Origin of the sequence: Spirosoma liriopis, from assembly GCF_023196085.1 — a bacterium.
Classification (GTDB): domain Bacteria; phylum Bacteroidota; class Bacteroidia; order Cytophagales; family Spirosomataceae; genus Spirosoma; species Spirosoma oryzicola.
On the sequence record NZ_JALPRF010000007.1, the window covers coordinates 66769 to 84830 of the forward strand.

Here is an 18062-nt window from a genome sequence, read left to right on the forward strand (position 1 = left end):
TCCGTTTCGTACCGCTGCGGCGGCCCGTTTTCGACGTGGCGCCGCCGAGAAGTGATTCTTGGCCTTTGTACAGATAAGTTAAGCAACTCAACTGTCTGGCAAACCTGGACCATCTCCATTAACTCAACTTATTAATTAAGCGTTGTCTTCCCAGATCACGTGTATGATCTGCCACTTTGCTTGCTTTTTCATAAACTGTAACATTTTATGGCCGCTGCCCCTGTATTCATTGCCTCGTAGCGTCCCGCTTTTCTCATATCTTGAAAAGCGTTGGGCAATCTGACCGGTGATCTTAGTTTCGGCCACAACCTCATATTCGCTGAATCCGGTCAGTGTACCATCGGTCAGGATCTTCTTCCTAGGTTCGATGAATGATTGAAGATCATAGATCTCCGCCCCATCGGCCGTTTTTTTGATGATCTGTGCTTGCTGATGGCAAAGTTCGTTAATGCGGTCAAATGGGGGGGCTTCCGCGATGTTGGTGAATAAGGCAAAAAAAGCTTGCGTTAGTTTATCGATTTGAATCTGGTCCGTACTTAACGCATATTGGCGCAGGGGTCTATTGTCGACTTCCAATATGGTTTCAAAAACAAAATTCAGCTTCTCCAGTAATTTGATGGATCGACTATTTGCTTCAGTGGTTATAGCCAGGATCTTCTCTGACAATATGGACTCAGGAAGCGCATGTAGCACGGCTTGGGTAGCTTCGGCAGGGTAATCTTTACCGGTATAGACTTCCAGGAAGGCAAAACCAATATCATAATGAGCCAAGTATTGTCGCTTGATCAAGGTAATGATACCGATCGGCGTCTGCTCGTTCTTCAACCTGACGGTCCAGTAGTGTATGTTGGGATTAGTGATGATATTCTCAATGTAAGCTATAGTATCAGTTGCCGTTTTAACGTTCCGGTCACCGATGAAGCGTAGCCAGCCGGGAGAATTGACCAGCTGTAAAATAAAATCGTGATCGTTTACGCTTAATTCATTTAAGAGGAGCCTTTTGCTGCTCATTTGGGAAGTGCTATTGATCATAACTTATGATCTAAAATTGTCGTTAGCTATTCGTGCTATTTAGTTAATGCCCATCGAGCAATGTTTGCTATGGCTCACTAGATTGATTAATTATCCAAAATCATAGCATCTATAAAATCGACGAACGACCCAAGGTTCAATAGTGAGCCCATATTTGATCGGAAAACCGGCTTCCTGCACCAACCCGCAGGCGAGGTCAACTTTCATTCACCTCTATTGAAAGCAGGGATATACCCGTACCAGAACCGCCTTATAGTACGGAACGGATCTGAATATTCATGGCTGTGTCTATCCCGGGCGTGGTCATCCATTCATAGTTTATCAAGACGTCGAACTCTAAGCTTGACTTTAGCTTTTCAGAAGATGCCCGCTGGGGCTTTGTCGATTTGGTCACCAAGCTTAGATCTATTGTTATGCTACCTAGCGAGTTTCTATTGGTAATACTACCCTACTCGAACCTGTTTTGCAAACGAGTTTTCGCTTGTCTTAGCCTCCTATTAGCTGGATAGATTTTCTGAAAAGGCGGCCGTCGCTGCGGTTGTGGCCTAAACCAACGCTGCTTTCTCTTACTTTTTCTGCGGGCTTAGGTGACTATATGGTCAAAACGCGTAAGCCAGTCAAATCACATAAGCCTAGCAACCTTGCTGCGCTTAGATTGGACGATTGCGAAACTATCTCACCATACAAAAGGTGATGAATCTAGTATCAACAAAGGCTCCCTTGAGACAAGAAGCGGTTGGCGTATCTGTAATTGAGCCGGTCAATTAGACGGCCCGTTTTACTTTACTAGATTTCAAGTGGCCCGCCACCGCGGCACTATAACTTACATACCCCAATGAGGCTGCCTATTTATTGGGGTGCCATTCCGTTAACGAGCGTCACTTGCCGCTCTTCGGGCTTCAAGCTCGTTGAGGATTCGCTGGGTTATTGACTTGCGAGCTTTCGAGAAGTGGGGATTGGCTTCATGAGCATCTTGCCGAAGACGGGTCGCAAAAAAATACACCTCATCCTGGGTTTCTACATACCCTACGTACCAGCCGATATCGACCCCGTACCGTCTTGTCCAACCGGTTTTATCGCGATAGATACCCCTACTGGTTTTCTCCGAAATCATGATCTGTTTCACCTTCTCCATCGTCTTTTGGGAAAAAGGAAGTTTGTTTTCGTACAACTTGACGAGAAACTCGATTTGGTTGATCGGCGTGATCGCAAACGCGCCGTAATTCCAAAAGTCCATGCCGGCTTGGGAGAGGTTTCCATTTCCATACTTCAGTTGCGGCAACACCTCTCGATAGCGTTCTCGGCCCACGCGTTTGGCGACCTCTTCATAAAACCAGATCGTTGAGTTTTTATAAGCGCTTGTCAGGTCGGTATCTTTGTCCCAAGCCTCTATGACCGTTCCTAAGTGGGACCTCCTAGTCCCGTCCCATTTAATCACCTCATTTTCGTCATGAACGGCTTTATAGTCGAGGGCAAACAACGAGTTTGGAATCTTAAACGTAGAAGCGGGCAGGGTGGACATTTCAGCATCCTGCTTGTTGGTAAACAGCCACTTTCTGGTTTTGTAGTGGTAGATGGTCGTGCTTCCTTTGAGGGCTAAACTGTCGAAGTGCTGTTGAAAGTCAGCTTGTCCAAATGCATTCATTGCCCAGGCGATGCCGAGCAGAATCAATAGATTTCTCATCGTGTCGCGTAGACTATATCGTTTGCAGCCATTATCTGAACAGGAAAGGGTTGATAAAATCCGCTCAATAGTGGCCTAATCTACGTCTTTAGTCGACCGGTAAAAAAGCGTAGGTGACAGCTTTTCTAACTAATTGACGCATTCCTAGACCAATGAGCCATGACCCTTACTCAACAAGTACAACTCCTAAAAGTGTATAGCCTGTTGCTAACCGGCTTCGTGAGCTGGCTTGGGTGGCGAATCTTATTGCCTGATCATAAACCCCATCCCTCTCCGGCCGAGTTGACCGTGGAACGGATCAACATTGTGGAGCCCGATGGCCGACTCAAGATGGTGCTCAGCAACCAGCACCGCCAGCACCCAGGTCTCATCAATGGAAAACCAGTGCCTTCCCGGCAACGAGAGGCAGGTCTGCTCTTCTTTAACAGTTCGGGTGATGAGTGTGGTGGCTTAATCTACGACGGTACGCCCCAGCAAGCAGACATGGTCTTATCGATGGATCAGTTTCGGGGGGACCAGCTCTTGCAGGTGCAGTACGAAGCGGAAGCCACCCCTCAAGGCCTGCTGAAGTCCTATGGCCTAAAACTTTGGGATCGGCCTGAGAAGCCTGATCTGGCTCAACAACAGATTTTGGTTGATTCTTTAAAAAAAACGTTAAACCAAGCTGGTTTTCAGCGAGCGATGAGCCGTTTGCGAGCCGCTGGCTTTTTTGGCCGTGACCGTTTGTTTGTAGGCCGCACTAAGCAGCAGGAAGTAGGTTTGTTTATTGATGACAAGCAAGGCCGTGCGCGCATCAAGTTGTATGTGGATGCCACTAATCAAGCTAAACTCGAATTGCTTGATCAGAACGGCCATGTTCATCAGCTGTTTCAAGAGGAATGAGTTTAATCGACGATTTTGCCCAAAGGAGCCCCTATCCGCCTTGATTGGGGGCTCAAAACGCCCGGCGAACACCATATTTAGGTATTGGATCAGGCCATGTCACGCTCATTGTTTTGTTGGCCGATGATCGCAGCGTCGGTTGGCGAGAGAATAAATAGTTAGCATCCTTTCCTCACAAAAGGCTCCTAGATGAGACGCAAATACCACTTCGTAAATGGCAGGGATGGAATACTCTCTGGCCATTTACGAAATGATCAACGTCAAAAACATTCAGCGGAAATTGTCAACGAGCGTTCTGATGCCCACTAACTCATTACTAGTTAGCGATAAACCTACTTGGCAGAACTGTAACTGCCCAGTTCCTCCAGCAAGGCCAGCGACTTGATAACAGGCTCCCATTCCTTGCCCTTGAACAAAAACCGAAACCACTTCTTGTCCCGGTTTTCATACTTAATATTGAAAAAGAGCCACAGAGCGACCACAATAAAAGCTAGTGTGATAAGCCCTTGGACCATCAACCAAGTGGGATGGTTGAGCATTTGTTCCTGAATACTAAACGTTGCCCACACCGGGGCATGTAAAAACATCAACCGTGAAATCAACAGCGTAGAGCTTCGCAACGAAGCGAGTCGGTGCTGCGTCTTAATCAGTGGTTCACTTAGATCCGTTTGAAAAATCAGCCCGATCTGGTAACCGTAAATTAAAATCACAATTGTGAGCAACACCACGTGGATAGCCAGCGAATACCAGAAAAATGAGCTTGCATATGAGTAGGTGTGGACAAGCACAACACTTAGGAAGGCAACCCAAAGCGTGCTGGCGATAATAATAAATAGTTTCATGGGCACCATCGAGCCCACTAGTGACTTGACCTTGATGAGCGTAATCGCTTCAGCATTACGCCGATTCAACATCAGGTTTTCTTCTAGTTTCTGGTCATAGGAACGCCACAAGGCGATCAGTTCGGAGTCTTGCATGATCATACTGTCGGTTTTGATAGGGCAAATTGCTGTCTTAGCTGCTCCTTGATTCTGGCAACCCTGGTGGAGACATTGGTGAGGGATATGCCAAGAATATCAGCAATCTGTTGATGACTGTGTTCTTCCAGATAAAGCAAAATGAGGGCTCGGTCCAACTCTCTCAATTGGCGAATGAATCCGTGTAGCATGGCTAAATCTGAGTCCATATCACAAGGTTCATCCTCACTTAGTAAACCCAGGATTTCAGTTGTCAGCGGTTGATTGCGTTTATCTCGGCTCGTCTGCTTACGGTAAAAGGAAATTGAAACGTTTAAGGCAATCCGATATAGCCAGGTCGTTAGGGCGTATTGGTGATTGTAAGTAGGAAAGGCCAGCCAGAGTTGAAGGGTAATTTCCTGAATGAGATCTTTGCGGTTTTCGTTATTTCGGCAATAAGCATTAGCTACTTTATAAATAATACCCTTATGGCCCTCGAGTATGGTCAAGAATTTGGCGGTGTCTGCTGGCAGTGACATAGTGCCTATGGTTTTGCAACTGAATCGAGTTTGCTTTTCGCTCTAATTATTCGCAGCACAGCTTAGAATATCACAGAAATGCTCACATTTTTTTGATTATCATAAACTTGATTAAGCTATGGTCACCTTTTTTGTGTTGGTTAAGCCAAAATACCCGAGATGGGAGTAAGCCAGACACGGATTAATAAAGGATTGCTTGACTGAATCCTTGTACTTACGGTCTCGAAAATTCCTCGAATAATTTACGGACAAGACAGGTGTACAGGAGAAATCAGCTAGCAACCGCTTTACGCTACTGAATGAATTGTGCAAGTATGAAGCTTTTCGTGTTAGCTATAGTCTCGCTAGTTTGCCTGGGAGCCGCTTTAGCACCAGGCCAACAGGAGCCCCCTCCCCAAGCGGTCACCCTCAACAAACCCCTTTCTCTGGAGAAGGATAAACCCGTCTACATGCTGACCTATTTCCGGCAACGGTATCCGACACGGATTGAGATTGATGCCAAAGGGAACACCATTGAGGTACCGCTGCCTAATCCGATGTTAATTAATAAGCTCCATATTGCCTTGTCCACCGATGGCAGGCATTGGACGCCCTTAAACGACAACAAACCGGTATGGGACCAACATGTCCGGGATCCTTTTGTGCGTAAAGGACCCGACGGGGTTTGGCGACTCTTGTCAACGGGTGGAGGCTCTGGTAACGACCGGCCGAAAGTCGGGCCTAGCTGCCTGTATATTACCTCCCGGGATCTGATTCATTGGCAGCTTGAAGGGCCTTTGCCGCTGATGAAGGATGTGCGCAATGAATCGGGTGGCTTAGCCCGAAATATCTGGGCACCCGAATGGTTTTATGACCAAAAAACCGGTGAGTATTTGCTGGTCTGGTCTTCTTCTTTTGAGGATGCAGGCTGGAAACAAAGTCGACTTTGGTGCTGTCGAACTCGGGATTGGAAAACCTTCACTCCAGCCAGGGTATTTTTTGATCCATCCTATTCGGTGATTGACGGTAGCTTGCTAGAGGTTAAAGGGACCTACTATTTGTTTCACAAGGAAGAGGAGTTTGGGGTCAAAACAGGGGAAAGAAGGGCTATCCGGGTAGCTACCTCAAAAAGCCTGGCAGGGCCTTATAGTCTTGTTGAAGGCTCTTTAAATAAGGGCCAGATTGTTCCCGTCATTACGGAAGGACCGACGGTGATTAAAGACCCGCTCAAACCCGGCTGGCTTTTGTTGTATGATTATTGTATGACGGATCGTTTTGGGGCCTCTTACTCGCCTGATTTACGTCATTGGACGGTTGAAGAGGACGTAGCTTTTCCTGCAGAAGCCCGGCATGGTTGTATTTCGCTCGTAACGGCTAAAGAAGCACAGACTTTGCGCGAAACGTTTGCCCATTCACCCTAAGTAGACCACTACCTGTAAAGCCTTCGCTTCGTCAAGTTTCACGTAGTATTCGCTTTTACCAAAACGGGTGTACCCTTGGGAGCATCAACGTTTGAATAGATATAGATTCTTTGAGAAACTAATCGAGGTGATCGTCTTTTAAAACGCTCCAAAGTGAGAAGAAATAATTAGTATGAAAATGGCCAAGGCTATAATTATGAAACGTGACGCTTCGGTTATTTGGCTAATCGTAGACCGAAATCATGGCGCTTATCCACTACCCGCTTAATGAGCCCAATCTGGCCACAGTGGTACATTGTGTGCTTGATATTCCAATCAATGGCCTCCCGTTTTGTAGTGGCGATTGGATGAGGAGTAGGGGTTGGCTCTAACGGATTATCTAATTCCGAAACTTGCAGCGTCGCTAGGATCGCCAACGACTTTTGCTGCATAACCAGCAAGTCAGCTCCTAATTTAGCTGACTCTACTTGGCCTACTGATTGGGCAGGACCAGATAGGGTGAACAACTCACTATAGTCTCGGATAGGAAGCTGCTGGAGAATGTCCATTTGGTGGCCTCGAATGACCATTATAGAATGGAAATACTGACTGATAATCAAATGGCCAACTTGCCAATTAATACTGGATTCGACCGTCGGCGGAATAATCTGCCACTTATCAAGGGGCAGTGCCTCAACTAGCTTATTTGTCCACTGGTAGGCATTGGCCGTTTGGTTAACCAGCATTTGGGTTTCAGTCATCAGTAGCGAGCGAGTTTAGTGTAGTAAAAAAGCCATTATGTTCGAAGGGTCTAAGGTAGAGTAACGAACTCAAAAAGATAGTGTGTGTGCGTTTGGCGATAAGCTTTTTTGCAGGATTAGCGTGAAAAGCCTATCAACCAATCCAGACTCTCTCATCAAACCGCTCTTTTTCATTGATTGCCGATTTTCGTGTTGGATAACTTACGTATCCTCTCCGGTTAAGACGGCTCTAACCAGTCGATAAAACAGGTATGCTAGCGCTTCTTCTGACTAAACAGCCACTCGAAAAGACCGCCCTCAGCGTAGGTCTGCCGGACAATATTGTGGCCAGCTCCACTATACTCGGTATAGTGGGGACTACCCCCGTGCTGGCGTAGGGCCGCAACCATCAGCCGGGAATATTCCGCTCGGTTGACGCTGTCGGCCGATCCGTGAAAGAGCCACACCGGGATAGCAAAAATCGATTTTGCCCGAGCCGTGTCGGCAACGGAGCACACGGGGATGGCCGCCGTAAATAGCGTCGGCCGGCGCGTTAGCAGATCAAGACTACCTTCTCCCCCACTCGAATAACCAGTGATGTACACTCGGTCGGTATCGATGGCTAGCTGATCAATCAATTCATCAATCAGCGACAAGGTTAGCTGAGCGGGCCGAGTTGGCTGATCCGACGTGCGTAGACTCTTGGGGAAGTGAGGAAAGTCAACCCATACTTGCTGGCTAGGGCACTGAGGTACTAACATAAAGCAGGGATAGCGTTGACGACCCGTGTCACTGGTTAGCGCAGCCGGCACCCGCAACAGCGGTCTTTGGTTGTCATTGCCCCGCTCCCCATTGCCGTGCAGATAGATAAGGAGCGGGTATTTCTTACGGGCATTGTAGTCGAGTGGGTACAACAGGCGGTAGCGTAGTGTATCGCCCCCCTTTACGTAAGTGCGTGGGACAAATTGTTGATGGTCCGGCCCAACAGGCGTTGGCTGGGCTATGCTGGTTTCAACTACATAAAGTAACAGAGCGAGTGTCACAAGGAGGCAGGTACGCATCGAAGGCTGTTTGCTTGGAGCAGCGAAATAAAGCAGTCGTGCCTAACGACACAAAAAAACTTTCCATTTAACTTGGTCTACTGTTACTCAAGAAAAACAGTTGTTTAAGAGAAAGCGCCAGAAACATGTTGAGTGGTTGAACACTGATACACTCTTCTGGGGCAATAGGCTGTTCGGTTAACATAGGGCGTTTGCTGATAGAGGAATTAGTTTGCCGACGCTGGTAAACCTGCCTCCAGTAGAACGGCAACGGGCAAAATTGCCAACAAAGTGTTTTGGCCGGACTTACCTGTAATTTTAGCCGGCTTTGCTAGTGGCTTCTGTCGACTGTAAGCCCTAAACCGATCAGTTTTCTTTGGTATCACTCCGGCGCTTTTCATCGTTGGCCGCAGAGCTGGTTTTTATTTTGGCCACTTGGCCACCGAAGTTATAGATGCCATTTAGTCTAACGGTTGTTGTCTCGTATTGGTTATTCCAGCGCTGGCGCAGTAAAATCGATTCTTGACTATACTGGCTTTTGTAGGTGTGGAACACATCGGTCACGTTCAGCGAAACGGTGGCCCGTTTGCCCAACAGGGATTGCCGTAAACCCGTCGTCAAGGTGAAATAAGCATCAGTTGTGACGTTACGTTCCTGGGCTTTTCCCCGGTAACGAAAAAGGACAAGCCAGGAAAGCTGTTTGGTAATCGAGAAGCTATTGTAGGTATCAACATTAACGGTACCAATGCCTACTATTTTCGGTTCATCACCCACCAACTGATACGCTGATTTTCGCAGATTAATACTGGTACTCGTATACCACCACGACTTAACCAGGCTGTTATAAGCGGTCAGCAGGCTATAGGTCTGCGTGTAGCGGTTGTTAAGGGGCCGAATCGTTATACTGTCTCCGGCGGGGTTTTGAAACGCCACATACGTGAAGTCGCCAACGTCAATGCTGTAGCTAGCCGTGATAAAGAGAGCGTTACGGAAGGCATACGTGGCCGAACCAGTGTACGACGACACGGGGCGCAGAGCCGGATTGCCTTGTACGAAATTATTAGCATTGACAATCCGCAGCAGCGGATTCATATTCTCGTAGGTCGGTCGGTTGATCTTTTTGTCCACGCCGACGATAAACCCATGTTTGTTGTTGATTTTGTAGTCAAAAAAGGCTGACGGAAAAAGCTGTACATACTGTTGCCCGAAAGACTGGTTAGCCTGGAGTTGCCGGCCCCGGTTATAGGTCATTTCAGCACGAAGTCCGAGCTGATACGATAGTTTTTTTCGTTCCTGACGAAACGTCGTGTATAGAGCATGAATAGTTTCCGAATACTGATAGGTGTCTTCCTGGGAATCGTTGCGCACCAGGTCCACGCCCTTACGGTCATAGAGCACATTACGGTTATTTGTTTCCACGTAGCTGGACTTGAAACCCGTTTCCAACTGCGCCTTATTGTTGAAGGGAGCGGATAGATCAGCCTTAGCCGAATAGATATTGAACGCGTTGCGCTGATCGAGGAATGTATGCCTTGCTGCATCAAATGGCTGATCAAAAAACCGTTCAGTAGTATACTGATTCGAATTACTCGTGTTTCGGTAGTAATCCACGTCGACTGTCAGTTCCTTGCCAAGCGTATCCAATTGGTGAAGCAAATGGAAGCCCGACGAAAACGTGTTCGTTGTCGTTTTTACCTGATTGTCAGAATTTTCTCTAGCCTGCGGCTCTTCAATACCCCGAATCTGGGAATAGGCCGTCTTTCTGAACAGTTGTAAAGCATTGGTTACGGCCAGGGATAGCGTCGTTTTTTTAGTCAGGTAGTAATCAAGCCCTAGATTGGGGGTTATGTTATTGGTTTGCCGAATGCTCCTGATTGCTGATTGAGTAGCACCGGCAGAGGAGATTAGTGACTTAACAGGGATTGACTTAATAGAATTGTCAACGTAGTACTTATTACCATTGTAATCGGTATTGATGAGCAAATTGTACTTGCCCGTTTTAAAGTTAAGATTAAATCCGCCGTTGACTTTGGGGTAACGTCCAATGCCACCTCCCCCGTACAGATTGCCTTTGAGCCCCTCCCGAGCGCCCCGTTTTCGGACGACATTAATCACACCACCATTCGCAGATGCGTCGTATTTAGACGAAGGCCGGGCAATCAATTCAATTTTTTCAATCGACGTCGAAGACATACCTCGTAACAGACCCGCCAGGGCGTCGGCCGATAGGGGGGTAGCCTTGCCATCGATGTAAATCTGTACGTTGCGACCATTCAAACTGATTTGATTGTCCAGGTTCAGCTGTACACCCGGAAGACGATCCATCACGTCCATCAGCGACGATCCGCCGGTCAGCTGATCAGTGAGGTTGATAACCAGTTTATCCGCGCGCCGTTCGATAAATGGTTTCTGGCCCGAAACCGTAACGGCGGATAACATTTGTGCCAACGGAGTCAGTTGGAGGGTTCCCACCGGTAGGTTACCACCGGCCTGTCCAACGTCAATCTCTTTTCGGATCGATTCGTAACCAAGCATACTCGTTTCGAGAATGAATGTCCCTGCTGATACACCTACTAGTTTGAACGTACCGTCCAGCTCACTGACTGTCGTCTTGATAATCGCTGAGTCAGCTTTGGCTTTGAGTATAATGGCCACAAAAGGCAGTGGAATTTTTGCTTCATTCATTACTACACCCGACAGGCTCATCGGTGCACGCTGCTGAGCTAGTCCATCATTGGCAAGATAGAAAAGGAGTAAAATAGACAAACAAGCCGGGCCGCTTGAACTTAGTACTGTTCTCATGACATAGTTGATTGAACCACCACATATTGGATTGAGCAAATATATAACTAAATTATTAGTTATGTAACTATGACTTAAGTTTTACTACCTTAGAGGGTCGCTAACTTGAATTTTCGACTAGTACTTTTGGCACCACTAAGCTATAGATGCAGTTTCGATCTTTGTTTTAATCATCCATAGCCAGGCGACTTTAAACTACAGGGCCCATGTTCTAAGCCCTAACCACCCGTTGCTTAGTAGGAAAACGGTAATGATCATAAGTGATAACGCTGTTGCCAGTAGATACCAAGAAAGAAACCGGTTTCGAGACGCGTTAAAATAAGATAGGCTATACACAAAGTTGACAACGGATAGCAGGCCAAAAAACAGAGGACCGGCAAATATCAATACAGAAGTGGTCGTCACATGGGCGAGCTTGTATAACAGATGCGAACTGCTATAGACCGTCCCGAAAGCCAGCATGGCCGTAGCCAGGAAAAGGGTGGCCAAGACGGGCAAACCACTCATTAGTCGCTCCTGATGGCTGTACCTTTGTTTTGTTATAAAGATCACTAGGGCAGGAACGAAGGAAAGCGTAGCCAGCAAACAGGCAATCAACAAGATAGATCGGCTAATGAGCGCCCAGGCTCCTGATACCTGCTCGCAATAGCGGCCATTTATGACCAACACCCGCTTATTTTTGTTTCTAAAAAAGCCAATATTCGGTGTGTTTGAAGCGCTATTGGTAAAGGTCAGTGGTCCGGTAGGCAAGACCTTAAATTTCTTCACGAGCAAGTTGAATTGTAACGTATCATTTTCCTCGCCAACCTTCAGCAACAACAGCCTGTCGATAAAACCCAATAGTTCGAAGCGTGGATTTTCTACCTGATAGTAGCCCAAATAAGGTGTGATGGCCTTTTTGTCCAATGCCGTAGTTTTATCTTTTTTGGGCAATCTACCCTTTGACAAAAGCGTAGTGATTAAATTCTCGATTGATGCCAGCCCATTTCCGTTCGAACAGACCACAAAACCCAGGCCCAGGTCTCGGTTGTATCGGTAACACGATCTGAACGTCCCCAACATCCCACTGTGTCCCCGAAAACCGTCAAAATTCTCAATACCAGCGCCATAGCCACCTAAAATACCAGCTCTGGATGACAACGAACTTTGCGATTGTTCCATTTTTTCGATGGATGATTGCTTGATAACGCCATGCGTATTCCCCAGAAAGCATTGAACTAACCGGACCATGTCTTCGGAATCAGCCCACAATGCCCCAGCCGGGCCGATTAGAAACGTAGCGGAAGGAACCTGTTGGAGCTTCCCGTCCTGCATCGTGTATTCTTTCGCATCCCGCAAGGGGTATTTGCTGTACAAATTGAAGTTAGAGTGGACCATACCCAACGGGCGCATGACAGCCTCTGTCAAATACCGGTCATAACTGAGACCAGTACGTTTTGCAATGAGATACCCCAAAATGGCATAATTTACATTGTTGTAGCTGAATCGCTCCGAGGGTCTCCACCGACAGATCATCGAGGGGGTTTGCAGGAGCATCATTTGCTTGGTATCAAAATCAGTACGCGCAAGCGAGTACATTCGATTAAGCTTGAAATCATCAAAACCGGTTGTATGCTCCAGCAAGTTGACTACCCGGACAGGATCTGTGCTTTCCCAGGGGTTATGAAAAGGAATCTCAGGAGCTAGGTCCCGAAGTTTGTCCGTCAGCTTGAGTTTCCCTTCTTCGGTCAGCTTCATAATCGCTAGGGCGACAATACTTTTGGTAATTGACCCCATTCTGAACAAGGTTTGCTTATCGACCCGACGGTGAGCAATAAGGTCAGCATAACCCATACCGCCCGCGTACAGGACTGAATCCCGACCCGTAATCCCCAGCATAAGCCCAGGAATCTTTTTTTGCTGAACAACAGTGGTAATTGAATCAACCAGTTCCTTAATGGAACTGATCGGTTTGACTTTCTGGGCCCATACCTGCCCACAGAATAAGGCTAAAACTAAAATGAGGAGCTTTTTCATACCGCAAATCTTGAGCGGAAGGCCTTGGTCCTCAAAATTTTAGGCACAGACACCTGATGGCCAGGTACAGAAACGTGTTTTTAGGGCATAAACAACTCTCACCGTTAGGAGAAGATTGGAGCCACTTTCATTTGCAAAGAGTTATAGCCAATTTTGAGAGTGAATCTGTCAGAAACCTGGATTGTACAGCAGTTAGAAAAGCGGACCAACGTACACGTTTTCTTTGCCCTTACGTTACTGGTTATTCTCCTGCTAATCGTCTTATCAAGCCGGTACGCCATCGACTTACTGCCGAGAGCACTTTTCATCTATTGTTTCATTTTAGCCAGTGTTTATGCGGGCCGGTGGCTGGGATGGATTTGGCTGGTCAAACGGACACTATTCGCCGTAGTGATTGCCAGCGCAACGCTCTTTAGTATCTTCTCAGCAGCGGGTATTTACGGCTGGATCTTTGTTTCACACTACCACTCGGAGAATTTCTTCGTGACTATCCCGTTGTTCACAGCCCTATTTATGACTTTAGGGGCTGGGGCCAAAATTGCCAGAGCCGTCATCAAGCAGCAAATTACCGAAGCCAATTTACTTCGGCTGCATAAAGAGAGCGAGCTGAACTTGCTGACTTCGCAGTTGAGCCCCCATTTTTTATTTAATACGCTCAACAATATATACGGCCTGGCAATCCAAGGAGATCAGCAAGTGCCGAATTACCTGGTGAAGCTCTCGACGCTGCTCCGATATTCGGTCTATGTGTCGAATGAGCGACTTGTGCCGTTGGGACAGGAAGTTGACTACCTGCTGAATTACATTGACTTTGAATCAATTAGAATTGGCAAAAAACTACAGTTAGCGGTTTCGGTCGATCCTGTCAATAAAGCATTACCGGTAGCCCCAATGCTTCTGGTGCCTTTTATCGAAAATGCATTTAAGCATTCTAAAAACGCGACTGGCCAGTCAGTGAGGATTGACATTCAATTAACGAGCAGCGACAGCTCCATAGACCTCTTTGTCAGAAACTCACATAAACACGCTTCCCGAAATGATGAGCCTGATCGATCAGGCGGGATGGGGCTTCAAAATGCCCGGAAACGCTTAGCGCTCCTCTACCCAGATAAATATAACTTGACGCTGGAAGACGATAACGATTATTTTACGGCCCGATTGAGAATAATAACCAGCTAACGTGAACACCCTTTCCTGCCTCATTGTCGATGATGAACCCATAGCGAGGGAAATACTTGCTGCCTTCTGCGCCCATATACCGGAGCTTCGTGTCGTTGGCCACTGCGAAAACGCCTTTGAAGCCAAGTCAGTACTGACCGAAACGCCAGTTGACCTGCTGTTTCTGGATATCGACATGCCCGAACTCGATGGTTTATCTTTTCTAAGAACATTGACTCAAAAACCACAGGTAATTTTTACGACGGCGTACCGGGAGTTTGCGGTAGATGCGTTTGATTTAGCGGCTTGCGACTACCTCTTAAAACCGATTCCGTTGCCACGCTTTATGGCCGCGGTTGACAAAGCTATTACTACGCTGAACAAGGCTACGCAAAATCGTAATGAGGGACACTTAACAAACTGCGTTACCGGTTCGGATAATTCTCTTTTCTTAAAATCCGACGGCAAACTAATCCGAATCGTAAAGTCTGATTTTCTCGTCGCCGAAGCGATTGGTAAGCAGGTAAAGATTACGTCCGAGACGAAACTACTGACGGTGACTATCCCCCTTAGCGTTTTAGAGCAAAAGCTCACCGGCGCCGGGTTCGTGCGCATCCATCGCTCCTTCCTGATCAATGTCTCTAAGATCGATTACATCGAAGGCAACCGGGTCTACATCCAGTCAACTTCCATCCCCATTGGCGAGTATTATAGAGAAGCGTTTATGAAGCAAATCGGGTCCTGATAACCGTTGATCAGGAGTTATCCCCTACTTCAGCTCCTTAGCCTATACTTGCTAAAAGCAGATGGCTGCTTTTCAAGCAATGCTTTGCCTATTTCTAGCGCATTTGAGGCCGGTATCAAGATTTAGCTTGTACAGAAGCCATCCATTGGACGGCTTACTTAGTTCAAATAGTCCATCGTGTCGGCCAGCTCAAACTCGGGACTCGCTTTGATTAAATGCTTTAGAATGTAGAGATGGGTGTTGCCATAAAGCACTAGAATACGGTCAGATGGACTGGTGATCAGCCGCTGAATGTTGGAATAGATGCGCAGGTTTCGGTTGTAGTAGCGGGAGATGAAGCCATCCGCCCCAATCGGTTCTCGGTTGGTTCCCCGTTTTGTCGTCACGAGCCACCGCCCGATGCTACGTGATTGGGTATCGTCCGTGTTTAGAAAGCGCAAATAGTCCACTACCGATGCGTGGTATTTTAAGGAGTCTTGTAGCTTCGCATAGGTGGTATACTGCTGGTCCCAAAAGGCAAAAGAAGAGTCGGCCTGATGTTCGTACTTGGTGAACATCGTCAGCGAATCGACTGGACTGAAGCGAATCCGAAAGGGGGGCGCATCGATTGGAAAAAGTTCACGATGGCCTAAGCGGTCCGCTAATCTGAAGCCCAACTGGTAGAGTTCATCCTCCTCGCTCACGCGTTTGTCTCCTCGAAATTTTCCCGCTCGGTAGGCAGCATAAACGGAATCGATGTACTGTTTAGCGTTCGGGGAGGCCTCGATGGCAATCTTAGTGGGATTAAAGCGGGCAATCCGCTTGATTACTTCACCCAGCTGGGCCTGCCGGCTTGGGCTTCGTATATCCACCCGTAGATAGGCCGGAGTGGTATTAGCATCAACCCGTTCGCCCGCAAAATGAAACGTTCCTAACAGGAGCACCTGGGGCTTGGGCGAAGCAAACAGCGCATCAATCTGTTGGCGCAGGGGTGCGGTTTGCGCCTGTGTGGAAGAGCTTGAAAGAACAAACAGCAGCAAGTAGACCAATCTCATACAATTAAGTAAAGCATATATGCTACAAGGACGCTCTTATCAGTACAACGTTGCTTGCTGAGAGCAAATGAGCGAGACTATATTCCAGAAAGCAGCTTGCTGCGAAACGACAACTCACGATTATGACCTGAGTTTCCAACAGAAGCTTTTATAAAAAGCTTCTGTTGGAAACTCAGGTCTACTGCATCAATAAAGCGTTTTGCCCGACGAAAATCAGGTCTAAAAGGGGCGGCTAAGGTTGACGAGCCTGGTTCGATTTCGAACGACTCGTGCGGTTTCGCACAACTAACGACAATCTTGAGATGCTTATCTATTGTTTATCAGTAACTTAAAGCTGGCACGTTATTCGGTGCTCAATGCAGAAAATACAATCTTCCAACTGCTATTGTGCTAATGGTGATACGGATTCTGCTTTTGCTGGCGACCAATTTGGCCCTTCTACTACCCGCCTTTTGTCAACCTGTGGGAGCCTTACCGGACTCCACCGTTGTAGCCCTAAAAAAGGGAATGACTGGGTTTCAAAACCGCTATCATTCCCCGAGTGTGGTGCTGGCTATTGTGCATCAAAATCAAATTATCTTCGGGGAAGCCATGGGCTATCTTGACCTAGCCCAACAAATACCCGCTAGTCTCGACGCCCAATATTCGCTGCAGTCGCTGACCAAACTGTTTACCGCAACGATGTTTATGCAGCTTATCCAGCAGCACAAGCTCAGACTGGATGAGCCGGTAAAAAAGTACGTACCTGAATTCAAGGTTGATGGCCAAGTCTCTACCCAGGAAGCGACGACACTGTTTCAGCTGGCTACCCATACCTCGGGCTTACCGCGCAACTCGCCAGCGGACCTGGGGTTTACCAAACAAATTGACCAGTGGGTTTTGGCCGGAAGCCTTGAAAAAGTAATCGAGGCTGCTCCAAAGAAGGCATTTTTACAATCGTTGGCATCAGTCAATAAAGAGTATCCTGATTATCAGCTGCTCAATTATGGCAATCGACACTATTCCAATTTGGGCTATTCACTACTGGGCATTGCTTTGGAACGTGCCGCTAAAACGGACTACGCAGACTACGTGATTAAGCGTATTTGTCAACCCTTACAGATGGCCAATAGTGCCTTTTTTCCGGAAAGTCCCAACCGTCGTGGGGTCGCTAAAGGCTATTTCTACGACGAGGCTACCCACGATTATCGGCTGGTACCCCCCCTCAAGCCCAATTCCTCGGTTCCTGCTGGTGGGCTTTATGCCAGCGCCAGAGACTTAGCTAAGTTTATTAGTTTTCAATTCCAAACCAATTCTAGGACAGCGGATCAAGTGCTCTCGCCAAAGAATAAAGCGATGATGCAAGCCTTCAACATTGGCTGGAAACCCGCCTATCCCTATCTGATTCATGAGGGCGCCATGCTGGGTTACCGTTGTGAACTGGTCGTGAATCCTGGTTCACAGGTCGGCTGGGTAATTTTGACGAATACGACGGATTTTGATTTTTCACGAATCAATGCCTACATCAGTGGGCTAGTAGAACCGATTTTTAGCCCCAAGCCGGTGCGCGATCTGACCCAGTTTACGGGTAGCTATCGGTTGGTAGGGGGCACTGATAGTCTACAGATCTGGTTAAAAGAGGGAAAGTTATACTCCAACTATCTGGCGGGCGTTTTACCCGAATCGGCTTTAGAAGCGAGGGGCACTTATCACTTTAGCGGTCCTGGCAAGGGTGGCTACAGCATTAGCTATGAATTCATGCCGAACAGTATTTCTCATGGGATGGTCTTGAATATGGGGCAACTCATGTGGGAGAAACGCTAACTGGGTTGCTGTTGATATTGCCACGGGATGTGGAGTACTCCTCTAGCTTTTGAGTGCTAATCACAACCCCGGCTCACAAGGCAAGTCCTCCTCACCATCTCACAAATCGCTCCCACACGAGACGAAGCAAACTTCATGTAAGGTGGTCTTATATGATTAGCCATTTTGTACATACTGCTTCTGGGGATCGCTTAAAAAACGGCTATTAACTAAACTCACCTTTTGTCTGACAGCTGTCAGACAGCGCTTGTT

General features: G+C 47.3%; 14 protein-coding genes. 5 read left to right on the top strand and 9 right to left on the bottom strand.

Going from position 1 to position 18062, the window contains the following annotated elements; all coding sequences use genetic code 11:
* Positions 1–135: 135 nt before the first annotated feature.
* Both M0L20_RS25500 and M0L20_RS25505 read right to left on the bottom strand, forming a co-directional pair.
* Positions 136–1032, bottom strand: coding sequence for a GNAT family N-acetyltransferase (locus tag M0L20_RS25500; protein WP_248479969.1), 897 nt, complete (start codon positions 1030–1032; stop codon positions 136–138).
* Between the two features lie 868 nt (positions 1033–1900).
* Positions 1901–2716: a penicillin-binding transpeptidase domain-containing protein gene (locus M0L20_RS25505; RefSeq protein ID WP_248479970.1), complete on the bottom strand. Its 816-nt coding sequence runs from the start codon at positions 2714–2716 to the stop codon at positions 1901–1903.
* 159 nt (positions 2717–2875) lie between these two features.
* Here M0L20_RS25505 and M0L20_RS25510 point away from each other — a divergent pair, with 159 nt between their 5' ends.
* Positions 2876–3598 (top strand): hypothetical protein, encoded by a 723-nt coding sequence (locus M0L20_RS25510; protein WP_248479971.1) that lies wholly within the window; start codon positions 2876–2878, stop codon positions 3596–3598.
* 332 nt (positions 3599–3930) lie between these two features.
* Here M0L20_RS25510 and M0L20_RS25515 read toward each other — a convergent pair whose 3' ends face one another.
* Together M0L20_RS25515 and M0L20_RS25520 are read right to left on the bottom strand one after the other, a co-directional pair.
* Positions 3931–4575 (bottom strand): hypothetical protein, encoded by a 645-nt coding sequence (locus tag M0L20_RS25515; protein WP_248479972.1) that lies wholly within the window; start codon positions 4573–4575, stop codon positions 3931–3933.
* 2 nt (positions 4576–4577) lie between these two features.
* Complete coding sequence (locus tag M0L20_RS25520) at positions 4578–5093, bottom strand: RNA polymerase sigma factor (RefSeq protein ID WP_248479973.1); 516 nt, start codon at positions 5091–5093, stop codon at positions 4578–4580.
* A gap of 314 nt (positions 5094–5407) precedes the next feature.
* Between M0L20_RS25520 and M0L20_RS25525 the strand changes: the two genes are divergently transcribed.
* Positions 5408–6493: a glycoside hydrolase family 43 protein gene (locus tag M0L20_RS25525; RefSeq protein WP_248479974.1), complete on the top strand. Its 1086-nt coding sequence runs from the start codon at positions 5408–5410 to the stop codon at positions 6491–6493.
* 215 nt (positions 6494–6708) lie between these two features.
* On the opposite strand, the gene M0L20_RS25530 is transcribed toward M0L20_RS25525, so the two are convergent.
* The 4 genes from M0L20_RS25530 to M0L20_RS25545 all read right to left on the bottom strand — a co-directional run bounded on the left by M0L20_RS25530 (position 6709) and on the right by M0L20_RS25545 (position 13070).
* The gene (locus M0L20_RS25530) at positions 6709–7233 is read right to left on the bottom strand and encodes a DinB family protein (protein WP_248479975.1); all 525 of its coding nucleotides are present in this window, start codon (positions 7231–7233) and stop codon (positions 6709–6711) included.
* A gap of 254 nt (positions 7234–7487) precedes the next feature.
* On the bottom strand, positions 7488–8273 hold the full coding sequence (locus tag M0L20_RS25535) for a carboxylesterase family protein (RefSeq protein WP_248479976.1): 786 nt from the start codon (positions 8271–8273) through the stop codon (positions 7488–7490).
* A gap of 345 nt (positions 8274–8618) precedes the next feature.
* A complete protein-coding gene (locus M0L20_RS25540) occupies positions 8619–11054 on the bottom strand; it encodes an outer membrane beta-barrel family protein (RefSeq protein ID WP_248479978.1) in 2436 nt (811 codons plus the stop codon).
* A gap of 195 nt (positions 11055–11249) precedes the next feature.
* The gene (locus M0L20_RS25545; protein ID WP_248479980.1) at positions 11250–13070 is read right to left on the bottom strand and encodes a serine hydrolase domain-containing protein; all 1821 of its coding nucleotides are present in this window, start codon (positions 13068–13070) and stop codon (positions 11250–11252) included.
* A 159-nt stretch (positions 13071–13229) separates the two neighbouring features.
* Between M0L20_RS25545 and M0L20_RS25550 the strand changes: the two genes are divergently transcribed.
* Together M0L20_RS25550 and M0L20_RS30390 are read left to right on the top strand one after the other, a co-directional pair.
* Positions 13230–14249: a sensor histidine kinase gene (locus M0L20_RS25550; RefSeq protein WP_248479982.1), complete on the top strand. Its 1020-nt coding sequence runs from the start codon at positions 13230–13232 to the stop codon at positions 14247–14249.
* Between the two features lies 1 nt (position 14250).
* Entirely contained in the window at positions 14251–14973 is a 723-nt protein-coding gene (locus tag M0L20_RS30390) for a LytR/AlgR family response regulator transcription factor (RefSeq protein ID WP_248479984.1), read from the top strand.
* 158 nt (positions 14974–15131) lie between these two features.
* On the opposite strand, the gene M0L20_RS25560 is transcribed toward M0L20_RS30390, so the two are convergent.
* Entirely contained in the window at positions 15132–16007 is an 876-nt protein-coding gene (locus M0L20_RS25560) for a DUF5694 domain-containing protein (protein WP_248479985.1), read from the bottom strand.
* A 393-nt stretch (positions 16008–16400) separates the two neighbouring features.
* On the opposite strand from M0L20_RS25560, the gene M0L20_RS25565 reads away from it, so the two are divergent.
* The gene (locus M0L20_RS25565; protein WP_248479986.1) at positions 16401–17810 is read left to right on the top strand and encodes a serine hydrolase domain-containing protein; all 1410 of its coding nucleotides are present in this window, start codon (positions 16401–16403) and stop codon (positions 17808–17810) included.
* The last annotated feature ends 252 nt before the right edge of the window (positions 17811–18062 follow it).